Raw genomic sequence first — 26,365 nt, forward strand, 5'->3', positions numbered from 1 at the left:
CAAAGATCCAAAAATAAATAATTAAATTATAAAAAAATTATTTAACATACTGCTTGACGTTTTCACGTACAATTGCAGAAGCACCGTAGCTTTTTATTCCCCTGAGCATTGCAGGGAATTTAGTTTTAGGAATTAAAACATTCACCTGAGAAAAGCTGGCCCCTTTTACAGCTGTAGGCTCGTCAGAGCAGAAACCCTTTGACAGTAAAAATCCTTTAACTTCTTCCAATTTTTCATTAGATATGTTAAATTTTACATCGAAGTATTTTCTAGCGGTGATTGCTCCGAAAAGCTGTTCAAACATCATTTGAGCTTTTTCGGCTTTTTTACCAGAGCAGCTAGGCCCAGCATATAGTCCTGCGCTTGATTCCATTATTGTCTCCAGGATTTTAAGCCCTGCTTTTCTAAGGCTGCTTCCAGTTTGGGTGTTATCCACGATTAAATCAGCCCCTTTTGCTATATAAACCTCAGTTGCACCATCAGAATTGATGATCTGGACCTGTTTATTATCTCCGTCCCTGAGACCTCTTACCTGAACGAATGGTTTACTGTCGCCAAATATCTCTTTGTACCCATCATTGTTCATGATGTGCTGCCTTGTTAAGTTAGGGTACTCTGTAAAGCACAGTATTGGAGTTTTTCTATCTTTATTTGCCCTGAAAAACTCAGTAAGTGAGTTGTAAGGCGCCTCATTTGGTATAGCCACAATAAGCTTTGTTTGACCGTAATCAAGGTCACCTATTCTTTTTATTAAGTTTTCCCCACTTTCTACAGATTCTTCCCTTACCCAATCCTCGCCAACGATTGCAATATCAAGAATTCCTCGGTTAAGCTCCACAGGAGAGCTTTGAGGCCTTGAAAGAAATGCTTTAATTTCAGGATCGTTTGCTATCAATATTTCGTTTTCTTCCTTACCTGGTTCATATCCTTTGACTTCATAACCTGCATCAACAAATAACTGGTAAGTGTTACCTCTGTTTACATTATTTAAGCTCCCTTTCGGGAGACCAAGTACTATTTTCTCCATACTACATTAATATAGAAAAGAGTAATTAAAATTTTTCGATATTGTTTTGAACTATCTAAATAATCTTTAAGATGGGAGCATTATAATTTTAAAAGAATGTTTAAATTCCAAATTATTAAATTTCAGTAGGCGAAATTAATATTTTTAAAATAGAAATTAGTAATTTTTAAAAATCAGGGTAAATTAATGACCACATATAGCTGCAGTAGCATATTTTTCATGATCTTTAAATGTTTTAGTTCATTAATTTTTGAAGTATACCCTACTAATTAACTTCGTTAAACGTTGATATGACGAAGTCGACAAAAAACGTAGCATTCGAAAATTTGTAGAATTTTCGATGCATGTAAAATTCTACGAATTTTGCTGTTACGAAATTGAAATTTCGTAAACATCAAAATCAAAGATTTCGATAGTTTTTTGTGACGTCAAAAATTTCCAATTTTTAACAGTTGAAAAAATCTATAATTTTCGTGATGTCAAAATCCAGATTTTAACAGTTAATGAAAATCTATGTTTTTTAATACAGCAAAACCTAAGGTGAGATAGTCATAAATTTTGACAATTAAATTTGTCATTGAAATCTCAATTTATTAAATTGATTCAATAGTTCAATTGTTTATTATTCAAATCATACATAAATTCTTTATTTAAGCATGATATGCTCCCAAAATACCTTTAAAAACTATATAAACATACAGAACTAAAAGTTTAAATATCTAGATCAAGATAACATCTTATGAGTCAGGGCACTATTATTCCAATCAATGTTTAAAACCTCAATTAAACTTGTCTGCCCTGGCTTTTTACTTTTATTTTACAGATAATAATTAAAAATATTCTTTTAAAAGAATATTCTTAGAAATTAAGTTCAATTTTAGGTTTAGTTTAACTAAAAATCAACAAATTTAACATTTAATAAATGATTCCAATCTCTTAATTGCATTGTACTTATCTTTTTTATCCAGTTTAGCTTCATCTAAAGCGTCTTTTAAAGTGTGAATTGAATGGTCGTAAACTTCCCGGTCAACAGGATATGGGAATCCGTCCTTTCCACCGTGGGTGAAGCTGTATTTTACAGGATCTCTCCAGCTTGGCTCGGTTCCATAGACCAGATCAGAGATCAATGCTAAAGCCCTTATTTTCTTAGGCCCTATCCCTTCAAGGGTGATAAGCTCTTCGTAATTTTGAGGCTGAAGCTCGTATGCCCTTTTTAAGACTTCAAATTCTCGATCACTTATATCCATGTCGAGTACTGGATGGTGCCTCGGCATTTTCATTTCTTTATAATTTTTAGACTTATCTGAATGTACTGGCGCGTCAAAAAAGTCAGTGAGAAGTGTCTGGGATTTTTTTCTGAAGTAAGGCCGTAAATGGTCAGGGTTATCACATATAATGTCTACACTTATATCCCTTGTATCACTGCTTTGATTTGAGGTCATATTCAAAGTATTTGACTGGGATTCATCGCAGCAGATGGCATTGTGAGGTTCTTCTATAACATTATCTATGGACTGCGAAAGCCAGTGGTATCTTCTAGCATAATTATTTTTATTGTTCAGTCCTTGCTGTACAACTGCCCAGTTGCCGCCTTCTGTAAAAAAGAATGAATGGTGGTACAGGCCATAGCCGTCTTGAATGCATGAATTGTCTATTTTTGCAGAAATACGGCTTGAATATTTAAGTTCATCGATTTTCTTTGAAGATAATGAGAAAAAATCAGCCGCCGTTTCGATGTCTAACGGTGCTTTTCTTGAATTTTTACCCTTTCCTCCCGCAATCATGATTCCATGTTCTTGGGGGTCAACTGCAAGTTTTAACGCACCGCAGGTTGTGGTCGTGGTCCCTGATGAGTGCCAGTCAAATCCAATTACGCATGAAAACGCCTGGAACCAGTGTGGATCTGATATCCTCCTTAAAAACTCGTCTGTACCATATTCATACAAAATTACATCTGTTATGCCTCCAGCTAGCTTAACCATTCTGTCAAACAGCCATCTCGGCGCGTGCCCTCCGTGTAATGGGAGGTTTGCCACTCCTCTTTTTGCATGCATTTTATCTCACATTTAAAATTAAGTTTCAAATGATAATATAACGTTTCCATTTCTATTTTTGGATTTTCATAATAAAGAATTAACTAAAGAGCATGTGAAAACTAAAAATTTTCACGGCCCTCAAACATTCCATGTTTAGGTCCGAGGAAATGTAACTTACAAACACTATGTGTTTGTGCTCCGAAATCCTCAAAAACCATAGGTTTTTGGGACTGTCAAACGCGAAGCGTTTGAGCATTGGAAATCAAAGATTTCCAAAGGTTAGAAAATGCAAGCATTTTCTAAAATTCTACGAATTTCGAGAGTTTCCTACGGTTACAAAATCGAAGCTTACAAACCTTTGGTTTGTGCCATCAAAACCTACGGAAACTGTCAAACATCGAAGATTTTTGACGCATCGAAAAACGAAGTTTTTCGAATGCTTCGTTTCCGTGGACCAAAAATCACAGATTTTGAAGACCTCTGGTTTCGTGGCCCTGAAAATCAAAGATTTTCAAGGGCTCCAAACCCGAAGGGTTTGAGAGATTTTGTAAACATGTGAGAAGTAATTAAAAAAGAATATAATCAAATAATCTAAAAAAAATAAAATTTAAAATAAGAAATGGATTTTAACGTTTAGAAACTTCAATCATCCGTTCAACTGCACTCCTTGCATTATCTGCTGTTTCATCATCAACAGTTACTATATACTCCTCATTTAAAAGGGCATTTTTAACCTTTTCAAGGGTGTGGAGTTTCATAGTTTTACATATAGCTTCAGATAAAGCTGGAAGAATGGTTTTATCAGGATTTTCTCTTCTTAAACGGGTTACAAGGTCCACTTCGGTACCAATTATAAATGTTTTCTTTGGAGACTCTGCAACATGCTTAAGCATGCCGCCTGTGCTTAAAACATAATCAGCAAATTTCTGAATTTCAGGGTCGCATTCTGGATGTACTAATATATCTGCATCGGGATATTTTTCCCTTGAAAAGAAGATATCCCCAGTAGTAAACATCTTATGGACGTAGCAGTGGCCTCCTTCAGGTATGGTAATTATTTCCTTGTCAGTTTGCTGGGAAGTATACCATGCGAGGTTCATATCTGGTCCGAAGAGTACCGTATCTTCATCAAGGCTGTTTACGATTTTAACTGCGTTTGATGATGTGCAGAGTATGTCTGCTTCTGCTTTTGCTTCTGCAAGTGTGTTAACATATAAAACTACTGCTGCCCCGGGATGTCTTTCCTTTGCTTTTACTACTTCATCTGCAGGGAGCATGTGTGCCATCGGACATTCTGCTTGAGGGTCAGGAATTACTATCTTTTTATCCGGGTTAAGTATAGCTGCTGTTTCAGCCATGAAGTCAACGCCACAGAATACCACGAGGTCTTTTCCTCCAATCTCTGATGCTTTTATGCAGAGCTCAAGTGAATCCCCCATAAAATCTGCAATTTCCTGTATATCTCCAGTTTGATAATTGTGAGCTAATATTATTGCATTTTTCTCTTCTTTAAGTTTTATAATTTCCTTTTGTAAATCATTCAGCATGAAAATCGCCTTCAAGTAATATTAATTAAAATTAGTATAAAATACGATAATTTTGAATATAATATAATTATAAATAGTATCTGTTTCATCCAATAAATACTTAAATCTTATTATTCATGACTTAATACTGTTTGGATACTGGCCAGCATCACTATATAACTCATAATTTCTGCATGTACATACTAAACAGATTATCTGATAAGTATTCCAATTTATTATAGCTAATTATTTGATTATTTATATAAAAAATTAAATATGAAAATTAATTGAAAAAAATAAAGATTAATTAAAGCTTCAAATTACACTTCATCTATTTTTGCACCTAACAGCGCATAGCTGCATGGGCATTCCCTTTTATCCGGAGTTTTTGCTATAGCATCCGATATTAATTTAACTAAATTCTCCTTCTGCCCTTCTACTACCTCAAATACTTCATCTATTGTCAGCTTGGTTGGAGATATTGATGCTGCATAATTTGATACCATACAGATACTTGCATAGCATATTTCAAGTTCTCTTGCAAGTATAGCTTCAGGTATTCCAGTCATTCCAACAACACTGCCACCTAATTGTTTAAACATTGCTATTTCAGCGGCGGTTTCAAATCTCGGCCCTTCAGTACACACGTAGACCCCATTTGGGACAACTTCACCTGATGATATTAAATAGTTTCTTAAATCATGACAATAAGGTTCTGTAATGTCTATATGTACTGTTTTATTGTCATAAAATGTGAATTCTCTTGTTTTTGTAAAATCAATGAAATCATGAGGTATTAAAAAATCACCAGGTTTAACAGATAAATCAAGAGATCCAACAGCATTGGTTGCTATTATTCTCTCAACGCCAATTTTTTTCATGGCATAAATATTTGCCCTGTAATTTATCATATGGGGCGGATTTGCATGTCCTTTTGCATGTCTTGGCATGAATGCAATATCTTTACCATGTAATTTGAAAATGCTGATCTCTGGAGATTCACCATAAGGTGTTTCTATAATCTTAGTTTCAACGTCTTTTCCCATTTCAACGATTTCGTATATTCCTGTGCCGCCAATTATTCCTATCATGTTCTCAACTTTTTCTATGATAGTTAATTGTTCTGGATACAATAATAAATAGATATGCCTTATCCAGTAAAATATAGAAATCATAGGTTTTATCCATTTAATATGGTTTAATCTGCTCGTAATATATTTTAAAGAGAATTTCTAAAAACATGCAGAACCTTAAAAAATCATAGATTTTTTAGGCATAGAAAAATGCATAGCATGCAAACACTTCGTGTTTGCTGTTTGCAAAATGGAGTTTTGCAACCGTGAAAATTAAAAATTTTCACATGTTACAAAATCGTAGATTTTGTAAACATTTTTCTCCAGCTATGTTCTGCGGCCCAAAAAATCAGAGATTTTTCGACGGCCCTTAAAATAGAGATGAGATATAAATTTTATAATAATTAATAATATTAAAACATGTTTAAAGACTGTATCTTCCAACATAAACATCTGAAATCATTAATTAGAAATTATTCGAAAATGAGAAATAATCACACTCATATCTAAATGATGTTAACAGAAATTCTCTAGAATTAGTTTTATGTTTATTAATAAAATTAGAAAGTTTCTCTTCTGAAATCTGGTTTAAATGCATTAAAGGGCAGTAAACTGTAAATGAAATGACTGCAGTATCCAGATTTACATTATATATAACTTCAATCTCAATATTTTCGTCTTTGATATGGAAATCATGCTTATTTAATTTTTTCTCAAACTATTTCACATTCATTTGTCAGCATATCTTCTCTAAAAATCAACTGGAAATCTCTTGAGATATTTGACCCTTTATCCAATTTTTCTATTGTCAAATTCTTTTATTCCCTCAAATTTTAACATAGTCAACACGATATTATAGATCCACATTATTATTTTGTTTTTAATTAACTAGTTATTTATGACCTTTAAAAAATCGCCTGGAGCATGTTAAAAAAATATCCCCTGTTTTTTAGCTTCCAATTTGTTTACCGCATCCTGGAGGTTGTTTGCTGAAATCTGTTCCTGTTTATTAAATGTTCTAAGTGCATCAGCCAATTTTCTGAGATCTCCAGCAACAGCTTTATTGTCTCCACTCCTTAAATCATTGGCTAATTTGTTCATTAGCGGGTCCATACTGTTTAATGTATTCACTATTTCATCACTGTATGCAGATTTCAAACCAGATGCAATATCTCCCATTAAAAGTAGATCATATTCTAAAGCCATATTTTTAGTGGTGGTAATATTCTGTTTAAGCTCATTTAACGTGTTAGTTATCGATTGAATTCCACGACCATTTTCTAGATCGTTGGCCTGTTTTTGCCGCTCACTTAAAGGAATACTGTTAAGCAGTGATAAATTTTCAATTCTATCAGCCTGCCTCTCAAGACTGGATATTTCCTCATCATAAGTTCCAGATTCGTTAATGGTTTTAATTTCATCCTTTAAAAGCTCAATATCTTTAGGCACCAAATAAGTGGTTGCATAGGTATAATAACTACCATATGCTCCCAAAACTATAATTATAACTGCAAGTATACCTATTAACTTTTTATTCATGCATTAGCCTCTTTAAATTTTATAATTAACCAAAAGGACTCAATTTTGTAAATAAAGAGCAGCTATTTTAACTATTACTACTTTTATTATTATATATTATTAAATTATTAATTATTATAGTTATGAGTAGTCCCAAAATTGTACAAAAAAAATAAAAAACGATCTAAAAGGCAATTTATGCTATTTCAGACTATTATTCAGTAAATAAAAAAAATAGTAAACTAAATAAATTTTATCCTGTTTATAAAAAAATAAAAAGGGGTTATCCCTTTGCAACACCAAGAGGAATCATTTTTCCAACCATTCGGGATATTCCTGCATCATGTGATGTTTTTACAACTGCATCTACATCTTTGTATGCTCCAGGCGCTTCTTCTGCCACTACAGGCATTGAAGTAGCTCTTATTATAATTCCTCTGTTTTCCAGGACTTTTTGAACTTCTTCACCGCGGTATTCTTTCTTAGCTCCGGCTCTACTCATTTTACGTCCTGCACCATGTGCCGAAGAACCAAAAGTTTCTTCCATTGCCAGATCTGTTCCTGCAAGCACATATGATGCTGTACCCATAGTTCCAGGTATAAAAACAGGCTGTCCAACTTTTCTGTATTCTTCAGGTATTTCTTCTCTTCCAGGACCAAATGCACGTGTTGCCCCCTTTCTGTGGACAAACAACTCCATTTTTCTTCCCTGTACATTGTGGACTTCTTTCTTTGCAATGTTGTGTGCCACATCATAGATTATTTCCATGCCCATTTCTTCAGCATCCCTTTTGAAAACTTTTTCAAATGATTCTCTAACCCAATGTACAATCATTTGCCTGTTAGTCCATGCATAATTAGCTGCAGCTGACATTGCCTGGAAATAATCGGTTGCTTCTTCAGAACCAATAGGTGCACATGCTAATTGCCTGTCTGGAAGGTTAATCTGGTACCTTTTGGCTGCCCTGTCCATAACTCTAAGGTAATCCGAACATATCTGATGGCCGCATCCTCGAGAACCTGTGTGGATTAAGACGGTGATCATACCTTCTTCTATTCCAAAAACTTCTGCAGTAGCTTCATCATAAATTTCATCCATTTTCTGGACTTCTAAAAAGTGGTTTCCAGAACCAAGAGAACCTAATTGAGGCACTCCTCTTTTTTTAGCTTTATCACTGACTTTACTGGAGTCTGCAGATTCCATTTTTCCATTTTCTTCCAGATATTTTAAGTCTCTTTTCCAACCATATCCATTTTCAATAGCCCACTGCGCCCCATGATCTAGCACTTCATCAATTTGTCCAGGTTGAAGCCTTACTTTACCTTTACTCCCAACTCCAGAGGGTACATTATTAAAAAGAGTATCTACAAGTTCTTTCATTTTTGGTTTAACATCGTCTTCAGTTAAATTTGTCTTTATAAGCCTGACACCACAGTTAATGTCAAAACCAACTCCTCCAGGGCTTATAACTCCATTATGTACGCTGAATGCCGCGACACCACCTATAGGGAATCCATATCCAAAGTGGATATCTGGAAGTCCAATTGAAAATTTTTTAATACCAGGTAAGCATGCTACATTTGAGACCTGATCTATTGCCCCAATTTCTATATCTTTAACAGTTTCATCGTTTAAATATACTCTTCCAGGGACTAACATCCCTTTTTTATAACTTGATGGGATTTCCCAGACACAATCTCTTATTTTTTTTAAAGTTCCTTCAACTTCCATAAGATAACTCTCCTATCGATGATTTATTTAAATTTAAAATTTTATTAGAATATTTAGCGTCTTAAAAAAGTAAGATAACATCTAATTTAATTTTTGATCGAACTTTTAAAAAAAGGTTGTTATATTTGATGTTTTTGCATATACAAAATATAGTCCGGTGCAAAAATTTTTAGATTATCTATTCAAATAAATGGTGGAATATTGAATTAATCTAAAATCATTGCACTGGACTTTCCAAAATTTATACATTAATTAATTATGCTCTTGACTATAAAAAATAAGAATTTTTGAATACTTTAATTTCAAGTTGCTAAGGATAATCTATAATCCCTACACGTCGTGGAAATTTTGAACAAATACCCGGATACATCTTTTTTCCTTCTGATTCCAATTTTTCAGCTATTTCCATCTCAAGTTCCTTTTTGGTTGCAGATATAAAAAAAGCATTTTTACAGATTGAAAGTTTAATATCTTCTTTTCCAAATTTTATTTCAAATTCAATTTCCCTCTGATATTTCATATTATACAAAATATCGTTTAAAATATTATCCGACAATTTAAGGAATTTATTCTCCTTAGGCAGGTGTATATTAGTTCCAGTGATAATTTTTTCAATTAAAAATGGTTTGCAGCCTTCAGTACTTGCAGCTTTCTTGTTTATCCAGTACAGACCCATAATGATTTTTCTTTTGGGATGTATATTTCCCGTTATTTCAGCAGTGCTCATTTTTATCCACGTTTAAAATAAAAAAAATTAATCCAATTTCTTTTTAAGTATTTTTACTCTTTCGCTGAGCTGTGCATTTTGATCAGTTAAACCAATCATTTCATCTGGAATTTCACCTAATTTTTCTCCATACTTTAACTTATCAGTAACAGTTTTTTGCTTTCTGATATATGTTCCCACATGTATATTAAACCCAAATGACAGGTGATTTTCACATGCCTTCCTCACTTCATCCATAACTGCTTCTGATTCGATTTCCATTAGAACTCTACCTGTTTTAACCTGTAAATCAATTTCCTGACCTTTAAGAGTTATAATCCTACGGTCCGGATGTCCGCTTTCAGCTGGAGGAAGCCTTTGTCCCTGTAAAACTATTCTTTTCACGCCTTCAATTTCATCAAGGTCTTTTAATAAATTTTCAGTTGTATCAGCACTCAAATACCTGTGTGGAAAAATTTCAATATCCATCCAATCATCTCCTTTTAAACAAACCTTTGCAATCCTCTTTTATTATACGTCATCTCCTTGACGCCTTTTTACGCCCTGATTATATATCCTTATAAACATATCCTGAGATATAAGCGGTTTGCTGACAGTAGCCTGCATACCGACAGGGATCCTACCGCCTTTAACTAGCTGACGACCAGATTCTCTGGCCATTTCAATTACATCGGTTGCAGGTGCCCCCTGTTCCAGCATACGCTTAAGAAAAAGACCGTGAGGCCTGAGAAGAGCCCCTGCAAACTCAAGATCAGCATTTCTGCAATATGATTGAATATGAGATAACACTGAATCAAAGTTATCCAGCTCCCATAAGCCACAGCTGGATACAAGTACCAGTTTACCCTGTGTTATTTCCCTGTGTGGATGCCTGGTATGGCCTTCCCTTAGCTCGATTGATGGCATTGCTCGGGGCAATAATCTTTCTAAAAACATCTGCATATGAGTATTGATTCCATCACAGTACACCGGTGTGGCTAAGACAAGGATATCTGCTTTGATTGCCTTAGGTGCAAGCCAAGCCATATCGTCGTCCAGAATGCATTTACCTGGAGTTTTCATCCAGCAGCTGACTTCACCTTTACAGGGCTGGATGTTGAGGTCTTTATTATAATAAATTTCAACTTCAGCGCCTTCTTCTTTCATGCCTTCCAAAAATGGGTTTAAAATCAGTGCTGTATTTCCTTTATCTTTATTTGGACTTGAATTAATCACTAATATGTTCATATTAGTACCTTTTAAGAAAATTTAAATTTTATTTTTGCTTAAATTCACATTTTAAATTTCATTCCTCTAAATAAATCTAAAATATCGCAAATTACCCCATGCTCGTTAAACATATTCTTAAACCGTGGCAACAGCAAAATATAAAATTTTTTCAGACGGAAATCTATTTTCGTTTTTACCCTGATAATATAACTTTTTAAGATCTTTAGTGGTTGAACCTTGTATATCTGAAAATCCAAACTGGCCTAAGAATTCCTCAAGTCCATCTTCCTTAATGCCAAATTTAAAAACATTAGCACCTGGTCTCTGTTTATTTCCTTCTTTAACTCCAGAATCAAGTAAATAATCAAATACTACAGCACTGCCATTACCTGAATTTTTTACTATAAAAGAAAGTGTTTCGGCAACAGCCTCTGGAGTAATGTAATAAATAAATCCTTCCATAATGAAAAGAGTCTTTAATGAAGCATTATAACCTCTTTTAAATAGTTCTTCACTGATTTTTCCCGATTCAAAATCAACAGGTACATATACCACATTTTCTAAGTTAGATTGGAACATTTCTTTGATTTTTCGGGTTTTATGTTGTTGAGTGGTTGGATGATCCATTTCGAAGACCTTAACATTTTCCATTCCATCAATCCTATAAGCTCGAGTATCAAATCCAGCTCCTAATATTACCAGTTGCTCAAGCCCTTCCTTGACTGATTTTTTCACAATGTCATCCAAATACCTAACTCTACTTACAATTGAATTAATACCTGCTTCAGTATCAGCTGCCATTTCCGGATGTTCAACGAGAACTTCCCACATCTTAGGATTTATAAAATGAATAGCCAGCGGATCATAACAAATACGTTCATCTTCGCTTTTAGAAGATTCGTACGCCCTTACATTTGCAATTAATTCAGCCTGGCCAATTTCAGTTTTTAATTCTTCAAATTTTCTTTCATCTCCTTTATATTGGCTTGATATCTTTTCCGCATATTCCATTAAATCATTAAACTCTTTCTCTTTATTTCCTGTTGTATTTTTTTTCAAAATATCACCTCATTTCATTCAACCACAGCATATACAAAGGATGCCATGTCATTAACTTCTCGGTTAGCATTCTTCCCATAGAAATAAGCTTTTTTGTAGTCTTCACTACCCATATTCTTTATTTTATAAAACCCTCTCTCAGAAAGGAATTTCTCAATTGGTTCATTTATGCTTGATTTTACAGGCTCTCCACGCTGTTTTGCAAACTCATAACCACTTTTTCCTTTATGAGCATTAGTATCTGGCTTGACTTTCCCATAATCAAAAATAACAGCACTTTTTTTACCAGAACTATGAACGATGAATGACAGCAACTCATCTACAGCTTCATGAGGAAGATAATAGATAAGTCCTTCCATTACAAATAGTGTTCTCTTCGTTTTGTCATAACCGCTCTCTGCCAGCCGCTGTTCAAGCTTTTCAACTTCAAGATCTGCAGACACATAAGTAACATGAGCCGGAATAAAACCAAATATTTCATTTATTTTATCTTTTTTCACTTTTATTGTGTCAGGATGGTCTATTTCAAATATATGAACATTTTTTAACTCTTCAATCCTGTAAGCCCTTGTATCATATCCAGCACCCATTATAACCAGCTGCTCAAGCCTATTCTGGGCAGATAACTTAACAATATCATCAAAATACCGTGCCCTGGCAACGATTGAATTACTATATCCAGGTAAGCTACGTTCTACCTGTTCTCGTTGTGCTTTGTATTTCTCAGGATGACACGTCATGAACTCCCGCATTTCAGGACTGGTAAAATAGATAGCATACGGGTCATAACATATACGCTTATCTACAGGCTTTTCTGACTCTTCAGCCCGAATTAATGCAACTATTTCTGCCATTTTGCTTGGTCCTTTTTTAATATTCTCCGCCATCATTCAATTCCCCCATCGTTATTTTCCACGTAATTTTCTTTCCTATAACTTTAGGTCGACCATTTGTGTCCTGAATTAAAACATCATAAATGTATAAAACTACTAGTTCTATGTATGACCAGTGGTCGTTATTATAACCAGTAGTATACAACATATATAAAACTTTGGATTTTAGGAATAAAAATTAAAGAAAGTAAATGGTTAATATCAGCACATCATGGTGTAAAAAAAGTGTTTAATATATTAATAGCTCTTAAATAAACAATTAAATGCCAAAATAATAAAATAAATTAAAATTAGAGTTTAATAAAAGATATTTTAGTGATTAGTTCAGTCTAGATCTTTTTTATCATCCATTTTAATATAGAGCTGGCTTATAAAATCATCAAGGTCTTTAGTAAATTTCACATAATTGACCCCTTGACCTTTGAGTATCATCCTAAAATCAAAGGGTAAATTACCTACATTTTCACAAATTAGCATCTGTACAGCCGTTATTTTAAGAGGATCTACATCAGATCGTATTGTTCCTTCTTTTATACCTAGTTCTATAGATTTATATAAAATAAAGAATATTTCCTTACGTAACTTAAAAATTTCTTTTATAGTTTCATTAGCATCGACCTTTAAGAAATTAGATGGAAGATGTATAGAATAAAGCGTACTCTGCATCATAATTTCAGAATAATCACTATGCAGCATGTCACTTAAATCAAATCTCCCTGATTGAAAGTAATTATAAGCTTTAAAATAGTCAGAATAAGTTCTGATGTATTCAACATATGCCCTTTTGAATGCAATGAGTTTTTCAAGTCCAGTATCCTCTTTTTCAACCTTTTCTTTGATCATTGTATTCAAAATAACGACCCCTCGCAAAACTACGGCATAAAAAAGTTCTTCCTTATTATCAAAGTAAATATAAAGAGTGGCTTTACCTAAACCAACTTCTTTAGCAATACCATTCATAGAAACATTATCGTATCCTTTTGAGAAGAAAAGTGCTTCTGCAGCGTCTAATATATCATTACGCCTTTGTTCTCTCTCCCTTTCCTTCCAATTTGAAACTGACATTCTCTCACCAAGATATATGTTGTTACTTGTTATCTTAATACTTTGACATTTATATTCAAGAGCATAATTAATTAAACTTACAACTGGGAAGTCCAGGTTAATGGTTTTAATCTATAAAATTCAATATTTCACAATTTCATTTGTAGATGTAGAATGATTTTTTCACTTGAATATAAAATCGTATCTATTGAAGGTCAGGTAAATGATTTATCAATTAAAAATTCGTGTAATAATTAAAAAATAGCGGTGCAAATAAGATAAATGATTTCATTTACCTGTCAATTAAAGTACTGAATATTAAATTAAAATGTACCTTAAAGAATGCATCATCCTATTTATTCATGATCATATGGCGTAAAAGATTTTCTACATCCATAAAATATTTTTCACTGTTAATTCCTCTGCTTTCCAGAATTCTTATGTGATCAGGGGGTACTTCTGACATACTTTTAGAAATTGCAGATAATAAAATAGAAACTTCTACAGGATCTACATCAGGCCTAACAGTTCCATCAATTATACCAATTTTAAGGGAGTCACGCATGATATCAAACCTTTCTTTACGCAAGCTCATGATCTCCCTGGTGTATTCACTTACTGGAGGAAGAAGCTGGAAATCAGCATTATGAACTATGGAATAGAGCCTTACATCTTTACTGATTTCTTCTGCATATTCCCTATTTACTATGTTCTCCATATCAAATCGTCCGGACTGGAAATAATTGTAAATGTGGATATAATCAGGATAATCTTTTGTAAATTTATGATATGCAACTCTAAATGCAGCAACTTTGTCAATCCCCTTTTCTGCAGCTGCAACTGCTTCTCTTATCATTGCATTTAAGATACGGGTTCCTCGAAGTACTATAGCAAAAAATAACTCTTCTTTATTTTCAAAGTAAAGATAAATCGTTGCTTTACTTAATTCAACTTCTTTAGCTATATCATTCATAGAAACATTATCATATCCCTTTTTAAAGAACAAGCTTTCGGCGGCATCGATGATGTCCTTCCTTCTCTGCTCTTTTTCCCTTTCTTTTCTGCTTTTTATGGGCATACCATCACCTTGCTGACTGACAGTAATATAATATCCGCTGGTTTATATATAAAAGATGAATTTATTAATAAAAGTTTGGTTTTAAACCTGAAATAGAGTTTAAAGTTAAAATTTAAGTTAAAGTTCATCTGCATATTGTGTAAATGTTATAATCAAAACTAATTATGTAATTGTTGATTAAATGGAATTATTTTGAACTTCAACCTAACAGACTACTACCTTTAAAACACAGTAAAATTCGCACTTACAGGTAGTTCTATTAAATTATTTAAAAAAAGCAGCCATCAATTAAAAATTATAATTCGTTAGTTTAAAAAAAGAGAATATGGTGGAAATAATCCACTTTCTCCAAACTTAGTTTGCAGGGGAAATTAAATCCCTTTCTCCGCTAGGTAAGAACTCTCTGAGTGCTCCTTTAGCAATGCATTCTCTTGGTGCAGTAAAGTCAAATGTAAGGTTCTTATCTGCAAATGCTATTTTAATTAAAGGATTGACACAGAAAGCGTCACCTCTTGCAGCGTGAGGAGCCTGAGCTATTCCAGCGTATTCTGGCTGGTGACCTACGTTCATAGCGTAGTTAGGGTAGTTAGGTCCTCTGAGTTCGTGGATTAAACCTTCGTCGCTTCTTATTGATAGAGAGTTAGAAGCTCCACACTGATCTTGAAGGTCGTATCCGTAGAATCCGAGTCTGCTGTGTACTTCTTTGTGTAATATCTGGCTTAAGTACCATCCGTTAATTCCAGCGTTGGAGTTTCCAGTTGCAAATGCGGTTGAACAACCTGCAGCTGCTGCAGCGACTGCTGCTCTCTGGGATCCACCAAAGTGGCTTTCTAAGAGTGTTGGGATTTCGTACTGTTCCATTCCGTAGAGAGTTACTTCAGTTGTTATGTCTTTAACAACATCCATATCTGCTTTAGCCTGGCATAAACCAAATTTATCTTCTACGTATTCTTTACCGTAGTATAAGAAGTCGTCGAGTATATCGTCAGTGTATGCTGCGGTAGCATACTGAGTGAATCCGACACCACCAGACATGTAAGATCCGAGCCAAATCTGATCGTATATTGCTGCACCAGCAGCTATAACTTCAAGACTTACTTTTGCAGGGTCTTCAGAGACTCTGGAGGTCTGAATCATATCTGCTAAAACTCCGAACTGGATTCCACCAGGTTCGTTTGGTCCTCTTGCTCTTCTTGATGGTAAGATAGCACCCATTCCGATAACGTCAGCGTGTTTAGCTGCGTATGAGAAATCAGCAATAGCTGCTTCTCCTGCACAGAGTTTGTATGCTGAGATGAAACTCATACCTATCTGCATTGCAGACCATCTGGATACTGTACCACCGTCACAGGATCTTACTACTGCTGTAGGGACTCTGCTTACCTGGTAGGTTTTCTTTCCAACGTATTTTTTGAGCATTTCAGCCTGTTCTTCTGGGAACTCTTTGTTTATGTCTATGAGTACTCTTTTATCGAGTTCGTCAGCTAAGTTGTCGTCACCAGTGAATATTTTAGCGTAACAATCGCCTACAAGACCAGGGTTTACTTCTACCATGTGTTCCTGCACAACAGCTCCACCAGGGAGTGCGTGGTTGATTGTTTCCATGTATTCGTTTATTGTTTCTGGAGTAACTTCAACACCTAAACGTTTTTCGAGAACTGCGTGACCGGTATCCATACCTACAATAACAGTCCTTTTAATATCATCTAAAAGCTGCTGGATAGCTGCGTTGTTGATGAAATGGAGGTCGTCTCCTTCAACATATGAGTCTGTTCCAGAGATTTTGTATGCCATTAATTTCCTTTGTCCTAATGGAACTCCAATATCAGGGTTGTAGAATGGAACTCCGCCCCTTTCTTCCATTAGTTTTTCAGCTTCTGCATTGAATTCTTTTTTCCTTGCAGACTGTTCCCAACCGCCGAAGCAGTAAAAGTTGGTGTGATTTTCATTTGGGTCTTCGTCAAATTTACCTTTTAAGGCTTTTGCGAAAAGCTTTTTTTCGTCTATCATTAGTCATCACCCAATTTACATTTTAAATCATTTTTGAATACGCCTAATCCATAACCACCTTTTGTTCTGGCGTCGTGTATGGTTTCGACTACTTCAATTGCTTCTTCATCATCTCTCATGCTTACGTTATCGTACCTGTAGATGGTGGTAATTTCTGATAGATGTTCATCATCTAATGGTTCTCCTACAGCTACAGGTTCGTCAAGAGGTCTTCCTACTTGGTCTTTAACATAAGATACTTGACCGTCTTCTTCGTTGTAAACATATCTCTGAAGTGCGTCAAACATTAAACCGTTTTCATCGAGTCTTAATGAGTGCCCGTGTACGGTTGCACCTCTTATACCTGTTTTTGCAGGGTCAAATAATTCAGTTTCAATTAAAGTTTTAGACATTTTTTCTAAGTCAAGTTCCCTGATTTCTACAACCTGTCTTCCAGATAAAGTACCTGTGTCTACTCCTCTGAACCTCCACATGTAGGTTCGAGCCCTGTCATAAGGCTGTGCTGGAGCGTTGTACATGGAATCTGCAAATTGGACATATCTGGTCCTGACACCTTCTTTTGCACCAGGAATAGGTTCCACGAGTTCTTTCATCATGTCTAATTCAAAGTCCATTTCTTCAAGAGGAGGGTGTACTGTTTTGTATCCTTCCCCAGGGTTTCTGTGACCTAAAATTTTAACTATATCTTCATCTGCTACTTCCCTGATCTTTTTAAGTTCATAATCAGGGTTCATATGGTTCCTACGATTTTCAGCAATTTTTGTTTTTCCAGGTGTGTATTGAGCTTCATACGACATTTAATCACCTATTAATCTTACAGTTTCTGAGGATTTTGCACTTGGATCCACCATTCCAATTAACCGTGGATCAATACTTTTATCAAATCCTATGCCGTATTTCATATAATCTGAAACAGTGATATTTGTTTTTGTGAAAATACCTACTGAAACATCATATCTGAAGTTAAGGGCATCACTTAGGATTCTTTCTAGTTCCTCTTTAAAGGAATCCAGTTTTTCATGGTTTACAGTTACTATGATTTCTCCAACAGAAACTAAAAGTTCAAAATTCTCTTCTTTTACCTTAATAACCTTTCTATCTTCGTGATTTACGATAGTTCCTTTTGCAGGTCCGTACCCTACAACTCGTGGTAAAGATTTACCATTTACAAGAACCCTTAAAATTCCATCAAGGTCAATTATAGAGTTCAGTATTTTTTCAGTTGTTTTGGGTTTTAAAAGCCTGTGGGGAAATATTTTAACATCCACGGCTTTAATTTCGTTCATAAAATCACCTTAAACCTGCGGTATTATATTTTGTCTTTTATCTCTACTGCACCTTCTGCAACGTATTTGATAGGTTCCCTAAGGTAGTCAATATCACTGTAAACAGTTCCTACTAAGCTAGAGGTAGATTCAACAGAAAACATCTGTGTACCTGCGTCTAAACACATGGAAGCTGCATTACAAGGTACAGCATAACCTTTACTGTGTCTGGTTACAACGTGGTTTCCGTTGAAGGTTCCAGGACCCCCTCCACCGTATATACCGTGGGAGAAGAAACTCATACCTACACCAGTACCCTGTGCTCTTCCGTAGTCAACACCAGGAAGACCAGTTTCGTATTCTAGTATATCGTTGTAGTAAAGAAGTGTAGAAGCAACACCCTGAGCAGCTCTGGATGCACCTATGTTTACTATTGTTGAACTTATTAATCCAGCAGCAGCATAAGCGTTCCATAAAGCCCAGTCAACAGGTTCATATATTTTGTATCCTGAAGGCATTGTTTTTGCTACTTTAATGACTCCGTCATCAAGTGCTCTTTCTACCAGTGAAGCGATTACTGTTCCTACAGTACCTTTTCCGTTTGCTTTGACCAGGTCGAAAACAATGTTATTAGCATTTAAACCCTGGTATGCAAGTCCTAATAAGTGGGACCTTTCGAATGCACCTAAAGCATCACCTATTTCGAACATTGAGGTTTGTTCTAATATTGCGGATAATGCTACTGCATTTAATGTGTTTTTCTTGGTTACTGCTACGATGTGGTTAGCTGCAATGGTCCTGAAACCGTAACCTAAACTGTCGAGCATAGCTGGAGGTGCAAGTAGTGCTGCGACGTTAGCTCCTTTGAAGTCTACACTCTGTGGGTAACTTCCTAAAACTGCGGTTTTTATTGCAGAAGCATCAAATTGATCTACATCGAATGTGTCTATGATTGCCTGGATTACTGCTCCACCAGTAACTAATGTGGAAACTGTGTAATCTGCTGCCATGTTCATTCTCTGTGAAGGCAGCTGAACAAGAACCTGAGCCCCATTGTTAATTTGTTTGAGATTGAAATCGTCATCTTCGTCTATTTGGATAATTTTTTGAAGTTTATCAGCAATTACGTCTACGTTTTCAACTATTGGTAAATTTAATTCCCTTCCAGGAATAAAGTTTGCTTTTCCACCATAAGCTGCGTTTGCCAATGTTTTTTCTATCCCTGCTAAGTTAATAGCTACAGAACGTTTAACTTCCTGTACAATCTTAGAAATAGTAGGGTTGTACATTGGACTAATTGCTTCTAGAGGAACATTTTCTTCTAAAAGCTTTCCATCTACTCCATATAGGTCTATTTTATCTTCATATGTTGGCATAAAACTTACACCTCTTTATTTGTTTTCATTCTAAAATGAAATTTAAGGAGGATAAGAGACTATATTAGTCTCTCGCCCATTTAGCAGTTGTTTAAACAGAATAGTTAAAATAAACCAATAGTGGCAAGTTATTCAGATAAGATCTCCCTAATCGGAGGGAAAATATGGTTTAACTCAACATTTTGTTTCTGTTTAAAGGAAGTCATAGATCTCGTCGGAATTAGAAAATGATAACGTTAGGAGATTAATATAATCCTGGTTATTCGTTTCACATTTCCGTGGTTATGACTTAGTGCATTATTTGTAACCACCGGTAACCATGTTACTGGTGGTTACAATATAGCCAATGGTCATTATTGATATTTAAATGTTTTGTTTAAAAAAAGCAATGTACCTATAAAGATAGAAGAAAACATAATTTTACTACATCAAACTAAAATAAATGTTTTCATAGAATTGAGGATTTAATATATCATTTTAATTAAAATAGATTTCTCTCAATTATTTTTTATTTGGATAAAAATATTACAAATATAACCGTAGGTTATTTTGTTACCAAATGATATTCTATAACTAGAAGTAAATCAGTATATAAATTTTTTGGTTTTAAAGGCTGTATTTGAGCTAATTTTAAATTATTTAACACATAAAAATAAAATAAGTTATTATTAACGCCAATTAAATCACACAACACAATAAAAAAAGATATTTTTAATCAGGGGTTTAAATTAAGTATTAAAAATTAGTTAAAGTCCAGTTTAGTTATTATTAATAATTCCAAAAATAATTTTAAATATCCAGAATAACCTGCACCATATTCCCATTATCCTGTTTGACATCCATCATATGGTAAGTAACTGCCTTTACCTCAGCCCGGCTTTCATGGATTTCTGGATTAAATTCTTCGCCCCATGCTGTCCCTTTTAAAGAAAATCCATCATCTCCTTTATTTATTTTGACTTCAAATTTAGAAAACATCAGGAAATCAACGTCCAGCATGAAAAGAAATTCTGAAAGCCAATCATATAAAAGTGCACATTCATCTTCGGATTCAACTTCAATCTTCCGTTCTACCTCATGTTCTATTTTTGATGTATCTGTCATTACTTCAAACATTGCAAGAGCGGCATTTTCAAACGCTTCATCCAGCGTTTTTCCATATGCCCTATAGCCCACATCAGCTGTGACCTCAAAAAATTCAAATTTTTTGCCTTGATTATCGTTTTTCACTGTGCTACCTCAAAAAAAATATGGATATATAATCATATTAACCTTTGGTATAATCTAGGCAACTTCTCTTGGGAACTCTTCTCTCACTTTTTTAGCTTCTAACCCTCTTCCAAGTCTTCTTGCAACTTCTTCATAATACTCCTTGGTCTGTGGTGTTGTAGATGGATTTACTTTACTTAAAGCTGCTTCAAAGTGTCTTTTTGAAACTTTTTCAATTTTAATATTTTCATGGAGTGCAATTACACCCGCTTTTCTGCACAATGCTTCTATATCTGCTCCAGAGTATCCTTCCGTCCTTTTAGAAAGATCTACAAGATTCACATTATCATCAAGAGCCATGCTTTTAGTATGGACTTTTAATATTTCAAGACGTGCCTTTTCATCCGGCGGTGAAACAAGCACAACTTCATCAAATCTTCCAGGACGTAATAATGCAGCATCAATTAAATCAGGCCTGTTTGTAGCGCCAATTACGACAACACCCCTCATTTCTTCTAAACCATCCATTTCAGAGAGTAATGTGTTTACCATTCTTTCAACTACCCTTGGTTCACCTGCTGCAGATCCCCTCATAGGAGCTATAGCATCTATTTCATCAAAAAATATTATACATGGAGATGCCTGTTTTCCTTTTTTAAATATTTCGGTTATTTTTCTTTCAGATTCTCCAAACCATTTGCTTAAAATCTCTGAGCCTTTAACTGATATAAAATTAGCCTTTGACTCTGTTGCAACCGCCTTTGAAAGCATGGTCTTTCCAGTTCCAGGCGGACCAAATAAAAGAATTCCTTTAGATGGTTGGATTCCAATCCGCTTAAAATCCTCAGAATTAGTTAACGGCCATTCTACAGCTTCCTTAAGAGTCTCTTTCAACTCCTGCAGTCCACCTATATCTTCCCAACGGATATCCGGAACTTCTATAAAGACTTCACGAAGTGCAGAGGGGCTGATTGATTTTAAAGCATCCATAAAATCATTATTTGTTACAAACAATTTTTCAAGGACTTCTTGAGGGATAGTCTGCTCTTCAAGGTCTAATTCAGGTAGTATCCTTCTAAGTGCATTCATTGCCGATTCTCTGCTTAGTGCTGCAAGATCTGCCCCAACAAAACCATGTGTTATATCAGCAATTTCTTCCATATCTACATCATCTTCCAGGGGCATTCCCCGGGTATGAATTTGCAGTATTTCACTCCTACCATCCCTATCAGGAACTCTAAGCTCTATTTCCCTATCAAATCGTCCCGGCCTTCTAAGTGCCTGATCAAGTGCATCCGGCCTGTTTGTTGCACCTATAACTATTACTTTTCCCCTTTCTTTTAATCCATCCATGAGTGCAAGTATCTGGGCAACAACTCTGCGCTCTACTTCTCCAGTAACTTCTTCCCTTTTTGGTGCAATTGCATCAATCTCGTCTATAAATATTACAGTGGGCGCATTTTCTTCAGCCTCTTTAAATAAGTCCCTTATTTTTTTCTCGGCTTCCCCCACATATTTGCTCATAACCTCAGGACCGTTTATAGCAACAAAATTTGAGCCGCTTTCATTTGCAACTGCCTTAGCAAGTAGAGTCTTTCCAGTACCTGGAGCTCCATGTAAAAGAACTCCACGGGGCGGATCAATACCAAGTCTATCAAATATCTCAGGATGGCGCAGAGGAAGTTCTATCATTTCCCTTACTTTCCCTATCTCCTGCTTTAATCCACCTACATCATCATATGTAACATCTGGAACCTTTTTTTCAACTATTTCTACAGCCTCAGGCCGCACTTCTATTTCTGTAACATCATTTATTCTTACAATACCCGCAGGGTTAGTTGATACCACTGAAAATTTAATTTCACCCAGTGAAAATGGAGTTGTAGATTCAAAAAATTCTCTAAAAACTTTCTCTCCCCCAGGGAATTCTCGGAAGGTCTCTCTCGTTCTCCGCGGAGATATTAAAGATAAAATATCCCCCCTTGCTGCTGCTCTCCCCATTATATTCCTTTTTATGATGTCTCCCGATGCCATTATTCTTAATCCTTTTGTTGCAGGAGCCAGGGTAACTTTTCTAGCAATTCTTATTTTAGCATGTCTTATGGTTACGGTTTCACCTATAGATGTGCCTGCATTTGATCGGGTAAGGCCGTCCATTCTCACTATTTCAAGCCCAATATCTGCAGGATAGGCATGTCCAACTATTGCACCTGTTGTTCTTTTACCGATTATTTCAACAATATCGCCAGGTTCAACGTCCATTTCCGCAAGTAATTCATTATCCATCCTTATAATACCCTTTCCAACATCTTGCTGTAGTGCTTCTGCAACTCTAAGCTCAACTTCGCCAAGTTCAGGCATTAAAATCCCTCCGTGAAAGTAAAATCAAATAATGGACAATATACTCTAATATTTATGTTAATACATTGATATATATTTTTGTAAAGTTATTCCTCCCTATTCTGATTACTTTTCATGCGCTCTCTATCTCTTCCTTTAAGTAACTTCAAATAGAGGATTTAAACAAGGAAGTGATTAATATGTTAAAAACTAGTAGAAATACCGCAATTGATCTTAGAAAAAAACGAAACTATATAAAGTTAGAAGAAATAAACATGGTATCCTGCATTACAATAGCAATGATTGTACTTATTTTCATTTTAAGTGTTGCCGTTTTTGCTTCATTCCCAAATTCAAATATGCCCGCAGGTATCTAAAACAGGCCATATAAAACTCCACATAACCAAAAAAATAGCCGTACATTTCTCTTAAATTCAATTATATTTACAGTAAATAACGTAACTTTTAAACTTATAATTATTTAGTGAAAATTAAATTTATATGATTTAAGTCAAAGAAATCATAGATTTCACCAGAAAAATATTTGGTTATTCCCCATAAGTCAAAGAAATATCTAAAGACGAGACATACATTTTTGGATTTCTTCCGTGTCGAATCTGAGTATTATAATCCTTGAGTTACCTTTTACTCCTTTTCCAGTGAACCTGGTATCAATAAGCCTTAAAAATTCAAGTTTATTTAAAATACGGTTAAAAGAAGCATAACTTGACTTAGTTTTCTTACTGAACTGACTGTAAAGTTCACCTGCAGTTAAATCTACGTCTGAAGTCCGTATAAGATCTAGTAATGTTCTTTCATCATCTGATAAAGACTTGAGAGTGTACATAAGATTTATAGAACCCGTATTTTTAAGTGCCTCTTGAATATGTTTTCGTTCTATTGTTTTAGATGCATCTGCTTCAGCCAGATTTCCACCTATCCTTAAAAGGTCGATTCCTACCCTTAAATCGCCATTCGATACCGTATATTCGGTGATTTCATCCAGTAATTCATCTGAAATCACTTCACTGTAAAAACCAATTCTGGCCCTTTCTTTTAATATATCTTTTATTTCTTCTTTTGAGTAGGGATTGAATATTATTTCCTGGGGGATGAATATGGAATTAACATTTTTATCAAGCATGAACCTGAATTCAATATCAGACAGGATAGCAAACACACCGGTTCTTACACCTTCAAATGATTCATGAGCTCTTAAAATATCATAAAATATTTTATTGGCATTTTTACTGTAAAATAAATAATTAATATCATCTAATGCAACAATGAGAGCTTTACCCTCGTTTGAAAGGTGCTGCATTATATTTTGATAAATTCTTGAAAAGGGAACCCCTGTTTCTGGGGGAGTATGTCCGAAAATCTTTTGATAAATCTGTGAAAATATGCCAAACCGAGTTGTATGTATCTGGCAGTTTATATAGACGCAAACCACTTTATCTGATGTCCTTTCCACCATTTCAAAGATCTTTTTAATGGCTGTTGTTTTCCCTGTTGCACACGAGCCAAGTATAACCCCATTAACTGGCCTTCCGCTACGTAGTGCAGGCCTTATGCTGATTGCAAGGGCCTCCATTTGTGATTTTCGATACATGAAATTGTCTGGAATGTAATCTGGATTAAATGCATCGATGTTTTTAAACAGAGTTTCATCATAAAGGAGAAGGTCATCAATGTCCATGGTCTTTACCTAAAAACTCATTATCTGAGTGGTTTTTAAATATATTATGTTTATATCAATACTAGCTTTATTTTTATCTATTTCCTTATAAATCTATATAATACATACTACTTGTAGCTCCCCTATTTAATTATTTATTGATTCAATAAAAAACATCATCCATAATCCATTTAGTGCAGTTATTAAAATTAAACAAAAAATAAAGCACCTATCTAATTTTTAAAGCTAGAGTTATGTAACTATGAAAAGATAAGTACCGTATAATAACTAAAATCTTTAAACAAACCTAATGTAAAATCCAGAACAATAAAATAACTATAATTAAGGCTAAAGAACTGCAGCCAACCAGGTTCCATTTTATCCGTTTATTATAATTAGATTTTAGTGGATTACTGCAAAATACACATACTTGAGAAGTTTTTACATTTTCTTTTCCACAGCTATGACAAATATTTGGAGTATCACGAGATTTCAATATTTTACCACAAAATACACATATTTTTGAACTATTGATATTTTCTTTTCCGCATTCCAGGCAAATATTTAACTTACCCTCTGATTTTTCTTGATTGTATCGTTTATGGAGTTTTTTAACATATCTTAAAGATCCTCCACATGGACACCTGCCAAAATTATGAGGGGATTCTCCCGCCTGAAGTACATAATAGCCCTTGCACTTTTCACAAACAAGATAAGGCATCTAACCACCGTTTATGTTTTCCAAAATTCCATTAACTGGAATTTATCGCAGAAATTGTAAAATAGGAATTATTTTCACTACATAAACTATATATATGCCTTAAATCTAATGCAACTAAAATAATGGATATATCTAGAAATCTTAAAGCCGATTTCTTCAAATTATCTCCTCCTTTATGCCACATAATTATTTTTTAGAAGATAATAATATTATTTACTAATATATCCAAATAGAAAGAATTATATTATTTATTATTAAATAATGATAATGTTCCTGTTTATTTTATTTATTTAATTCCAAAAGAATGATTATATACTCTTAATAAAACTACATTTTATTTTTTATATTAAATAAAAACATATTATATATTTATAATAAGTATAATCATCCATAAGCTTTGATAATAAAAGTAAATATTATCAATTAAATTTAATTCTAAAAATAAGTGTATTAACCTGCTGAAAACAGTTTAAAGCCCAATATGATTAATCCAGATCTAATTTCATGGCCAGTGCATTATTACCATAATTCCCGATGATATCAAAACTGTCGGGAATTACATTATCCTCCGGTCATCCCCAGAGTATAGCCCTAACTATAAAGAATCCGCCATAAGCAGCGTAAACTCTTCCAAAATTTGCTGGTTGAAGGGTTGCAACTATTCCATATAATACCAAAATTGCTCCACCTACAACTGCGACCCAAAAGCTTCCCCTATCACGAAGCCAAAACCATATAAGATATCCTCCACCTATTTAACAGAAGCCTGCAAGTACAAAACCCTCAAACACGTAGCATGCAGAATTCATAGAATTTTGCTTGTGCAAAAATCGTAGCTTGCAAA

25 protein-coding genes are annotated in these 26,365 nt (G+C 34.6%); 2 read left to right on the forward strand and 23 right to left on the reverse strand.

What is annotated here, in order from left to right; all coding sequences use genetic code 11:
* Positions 1-37: 37 nt before the first annotated feature.
* Together AAGU07_RS14235 and AAGU07_RS14240 are read right to left on the reverse strand one after the other, a co-directional pair.
* Positions 38-1,027: an ATP phosphoribosyltransferase gene (locus AAGU07_RS14235; protein WP_342459754.1), complete on the reverse strand. Its 990-nt coding sequence runs from the start codon at positions 1,025-1,027 to the stop codon at positions 38-40.
* A 908-nt stretch (positions 1,028-1,935) separates the two neighbouring features.
* On the reverse strand, positions 1,936-3,081 hold the full coding sequence (locus AAGU07_RS14240) for a DUF763 domain-containing protein (RefSeq protein WP_342459755.1): 1,146 nt from the start codon (positions 3,079-3,081) through the stop codon (positions 1,936-1,938).
* A 418-nt stretch (positions 3,082-3,499) separates the two neighbouring features.
* Here AAGU07_RS14240 and AAGU07_RS14245 point away from each other — a divergent pair, with 418 nt between their 5' ends.
* The gene (locus tag AAGU07_RS14245) at positions 3,500-3,622 is read left to right on the forward strand and encodes a hypothetical protein (protein ID WP_342459756.1); all 123 of its coding nucleotides are present in this window, start codon (positions 3,500-3,502) and stop codon (positions 3,620-3,622) included.
* Positions 3,623-3,689: 67 nt separating this feature from the next.
* Here AAGU07_RS14245 and nadA read toward each other — a convergent pair whose 3' ends face one another.
* The 18 genes from nadA to AAGU07_RS14335 all read right to left on the reverse strand — a co-directional run bounded on the left by nadA (position 3,690) and on the right by AAGU07_RS14335 (position 23,143).
* Positions 3,690-4,610: a quinolinate synthase gene (nadA, locus tag AAGU07_RS14250; protein WP_342459757.1), complete on the reverse strand. Its 921-nt coding sequence runs from the start codon at positions 4,608-4,610 to the stop codon at positions 3,690-3,692.
* Positions 4,611-4,909: 299 nt separating this feature from the next.
* A complete protein-coding gene (gene mtnP / locus AAGU07_RS14255; RefSeq protein ID WP_342459856.1) occupies positions 4,910-5,680 on the reverse strand; it encodes an S-methyl-5'-thioadenosine phosphorylase in 771 nt (256 codons plus the stop codon).
* Positions 5,681-6,589: 909 nt separating this feature from the next.
* Entirely contained in the window at positions 6,590-7,201 is a 612-nt protein-coding gene (locus tag AAGU07_RS14260; protein WP_342459758.1) for a hypothetical protein, read from the reverse strand.
* A 262-nt stretch (positions 7,202-7,463) separates the two neighbouring features.
* Entirely contained in the window at positions 7,464-8,912 is a 1,449-nt protein-coding gene (locus AAGU07_RS14265) for an RtcB family protein (protein ID WP_342459759.1), read from the reverse strand.
* Between the two features lie 310 nt (positions 8,913-9,222).
* Positions 9,223-9,639, reverse strand: a complete 417-nt coding sequence (locus AAGU07_RS14270; RefSeq protein WP_342459760.1) for a hypothetical protein — start codon at positions 9,637-9,639, stop codon at positions 9,223-9,225.
* 27 nt (positions 9,640-9,666) lie between these two features.
* Positions 9,667-10,107, reverse strand: a complete 441-nt coding sequence (mcrD, locus tag AAGU07_RS14275; protein ID WP_342459761.1) for a methyl-coenzyme M reductase operon protein D — start codon at positions 10,105-10,107, stop codon at positions 9,667-9,669.
* A 42-nt stretch (positions 10,108-10,149) separates the two neighbouring features.
* Complete coding sequence (locus AAGU07_RS14280) at positions 10,150-10,866, reverse strand: flavodoxin family protein (protein ID WP_342459762.1); 717 nt, start codon at positions 10,864-10,866, stop codon at positions 10,150-10,152.
* 117 nt (positions 10,867-10,983) lie between these two features.
* Entirely contained in the window at positions 10,984-11,907 is a 924-nt protein-coding gene (locus tag AAGU07_RS14285) for a class I SAM-dependent methyltransferase (RefSeq protein ID WP_342459763.1), read from the reverse strand.
* Positions 11,908-11,921: 14 nt separating this feature from the next.
* The gene (locus AAGU07_RS14290) at positions 11,922-12,797 is read right to left on the reverse strand and encodes a class I SAM-dependent methyltransferase (RefSeq protein ID WP_342459764.1); all 876 of its coding nucleotides are present in this window, start codon (positions 12,795-12,797) and stop codon (positions 11,922-11,924) included.
* Positions 12,778-12,948 carry a hypothetical protein gene (locus AAGU07_RS14295; RefSeq protein ID WP_342459765.1) on the reverse strand — a complete coding sequence of 57 codons (171 nt, stop codon included), beginning with the start codon at positions 12,946-12,948 and terminating at the stop codon, positions 12,778-12,780. The genes AAGU07_RS14290 and AAGU07_RS14295 overlap by 20 nt, the downstream gene beginning before the upstream one ends.
* Positions 12,949-13,124: 176 nt before the next feature.
* Positions 13,125-13,865 carry a TetR/AcrR family transcriptional regulator gene (locus AAGU07_RS14300; protein WP_342459766.1) on the reverse strand — a complete coding sequence of 247 codons (741 nt, stop codon included), beginning with the start codon at positions 13,863-13,865 and terminating at the stop codon, positions 13,125-13,127.
* 331 nt (positions 13,866-14,196) lie between these two features.
* Complete coding sequence (locus AAGU07_RS14305; protein WP_342459767.1) at positions 14,197-14,922, reverse strand: TetR/AcrR family transcriptional regulator; 726 nt, start codon at positions 14,920-14,922, stop codon at positions 14,197-14,199.
* A 354-nt stretch (positions 14,923-15,276) separates the two neighbouring features.
* Positions 15,277-16,932, reverse strand: coding sequence for a coenzyme-B sulfoethylthiotransferase subunit alpha (gene mcrA, locus AAGU07_RS14310; protein ID WP_342459768.1), 1,656 nt, complete (start codon positions 16,930-16,932; stop codon positions 15,277-15,279).
* A complete protein-coding gene (mcrG, locus tag AAGU07_RS14315; RefSeq protein ID WP_048080941.1) occupies positions 16,932-17,729 on the reverse strand; it encodes a coenzyme-B sulfoethylthiotransferase subunit gamma in 798 nt (265 codons plus the stop codon). Before mcrG ends, mcrA begins: the two co-directional genes overlap by 1 nt.
* Entirely contained in the window at positions 17,730-18,218 is a 489-nt protein-coding gene (mcrD, locus tag AAGU07_RS14320; RefSeq protein ID WP_069583359.1) for a methyl-coenzyme M reductase operon protein D, read from the reverse strand.
* Between the two features lie 23 nt (positions 18,219-18,241).
* On the reverse strand, positions 18,242-19,573 hold the full coding sequence (gene mcrB, locus AAGU07_RS14325; protein WP_342459769.1) for a coenzyme-B sulfoethylthiotransferase subunit beta: 1,332 nt from the start codon (positions 19,571-19,573) through the stop codon (positions 18,242-18,244).
* 789 nt (positions 19,574-20,362) lie between these two features.
* A complete protein-coding gene (locus AAGU07_RS14330; protein ID WP_342459770.1) occupies positions 20,363-20,803 on the reverse strand; it encodes an archease in 441 nt (146 codons plus the stop codon).
* Positions 20,804-20,857: 54 nt separating this feature from the next.
* Complete coding sequence (locus AAGU07_RS14335; protein ID WP_342459771.1) at positions 20,858-23,143, reverse strand: CDC48 family AAA ATPase; 2,286 nt, start codon at positions 23,141-23,143, stop codon at positions 20,858-20,860.
* 179 nt (positions 23,144-23,322) lie between these two features.
* Here AAGU07_RS14335 and AAGU07_RS14340 point away from each other — a divergent pair, with 179 nt between their 5' ends.
* Entirely contained in the window at positions 23,323-23,499 is a 177-nt protein-coding gene (locus tag AAGU07_RS14340) for a hypothetical protein (RefSeq protein WP_342459772.1), read from the forward strand.
* Between the two features lie 197 nt (positions 23,500-23,696).
* Here AAGU07_RS14340 and AAGU07_RS14345 read toward each other — a convergent pair whose 3' ends face one another.
* The 3 genes from AAGU07_RS14345 to AAGU07_RS14355 form a co-directional block, all read right to left on the reverse strand.
* On the reverse strand, positions 23,697-24,821 hold the full coding sequence (locus AAGU07_RS14345) for an ORC1-type DNA replication protein (RefSeq protein ID WP_342459773.1): 1,125 nt from the start codon (positions 24,819-24,821) through the stop codon (positions 23,697-23,699).
* Between the two features lie 286 nt (positions 24,822-25,107).
* Positions 25,108-25,521: a hypothetical protein gene (locus tag AAGU07_RS14350; protein WP_342459774.1), complete on the reverse strand. Its 414-nt coding sequence runs from the start codon at positions 25,519-25,521 to the stop codon at positions 25,108-25,110.
* 572 nt (positions 25,522-26,093) lie between these two features.
* Positions 26,094-26,276, reverse strand: a complete 183-nt coding sequence (locus AAGU07_RS14355; protein ID WP_342459857.1) for a hypothetical protein — start codon at positions 26,274-26,276, stop codon at positions 26,094-26,096.
* Positions 26,277-26,365: the final 89 nt, after the last annotated feature.

Origin of the sequence: Methanobacterium sp. (assembly GCF_038562635.1) — an archaeon.
Taxonomy (GTDB): domain Archaea; phylum Methanobacteriota; class Methanobacteria; order Methanobacteriales; family Methanobacteriaceae; genus Methanobacterium_D.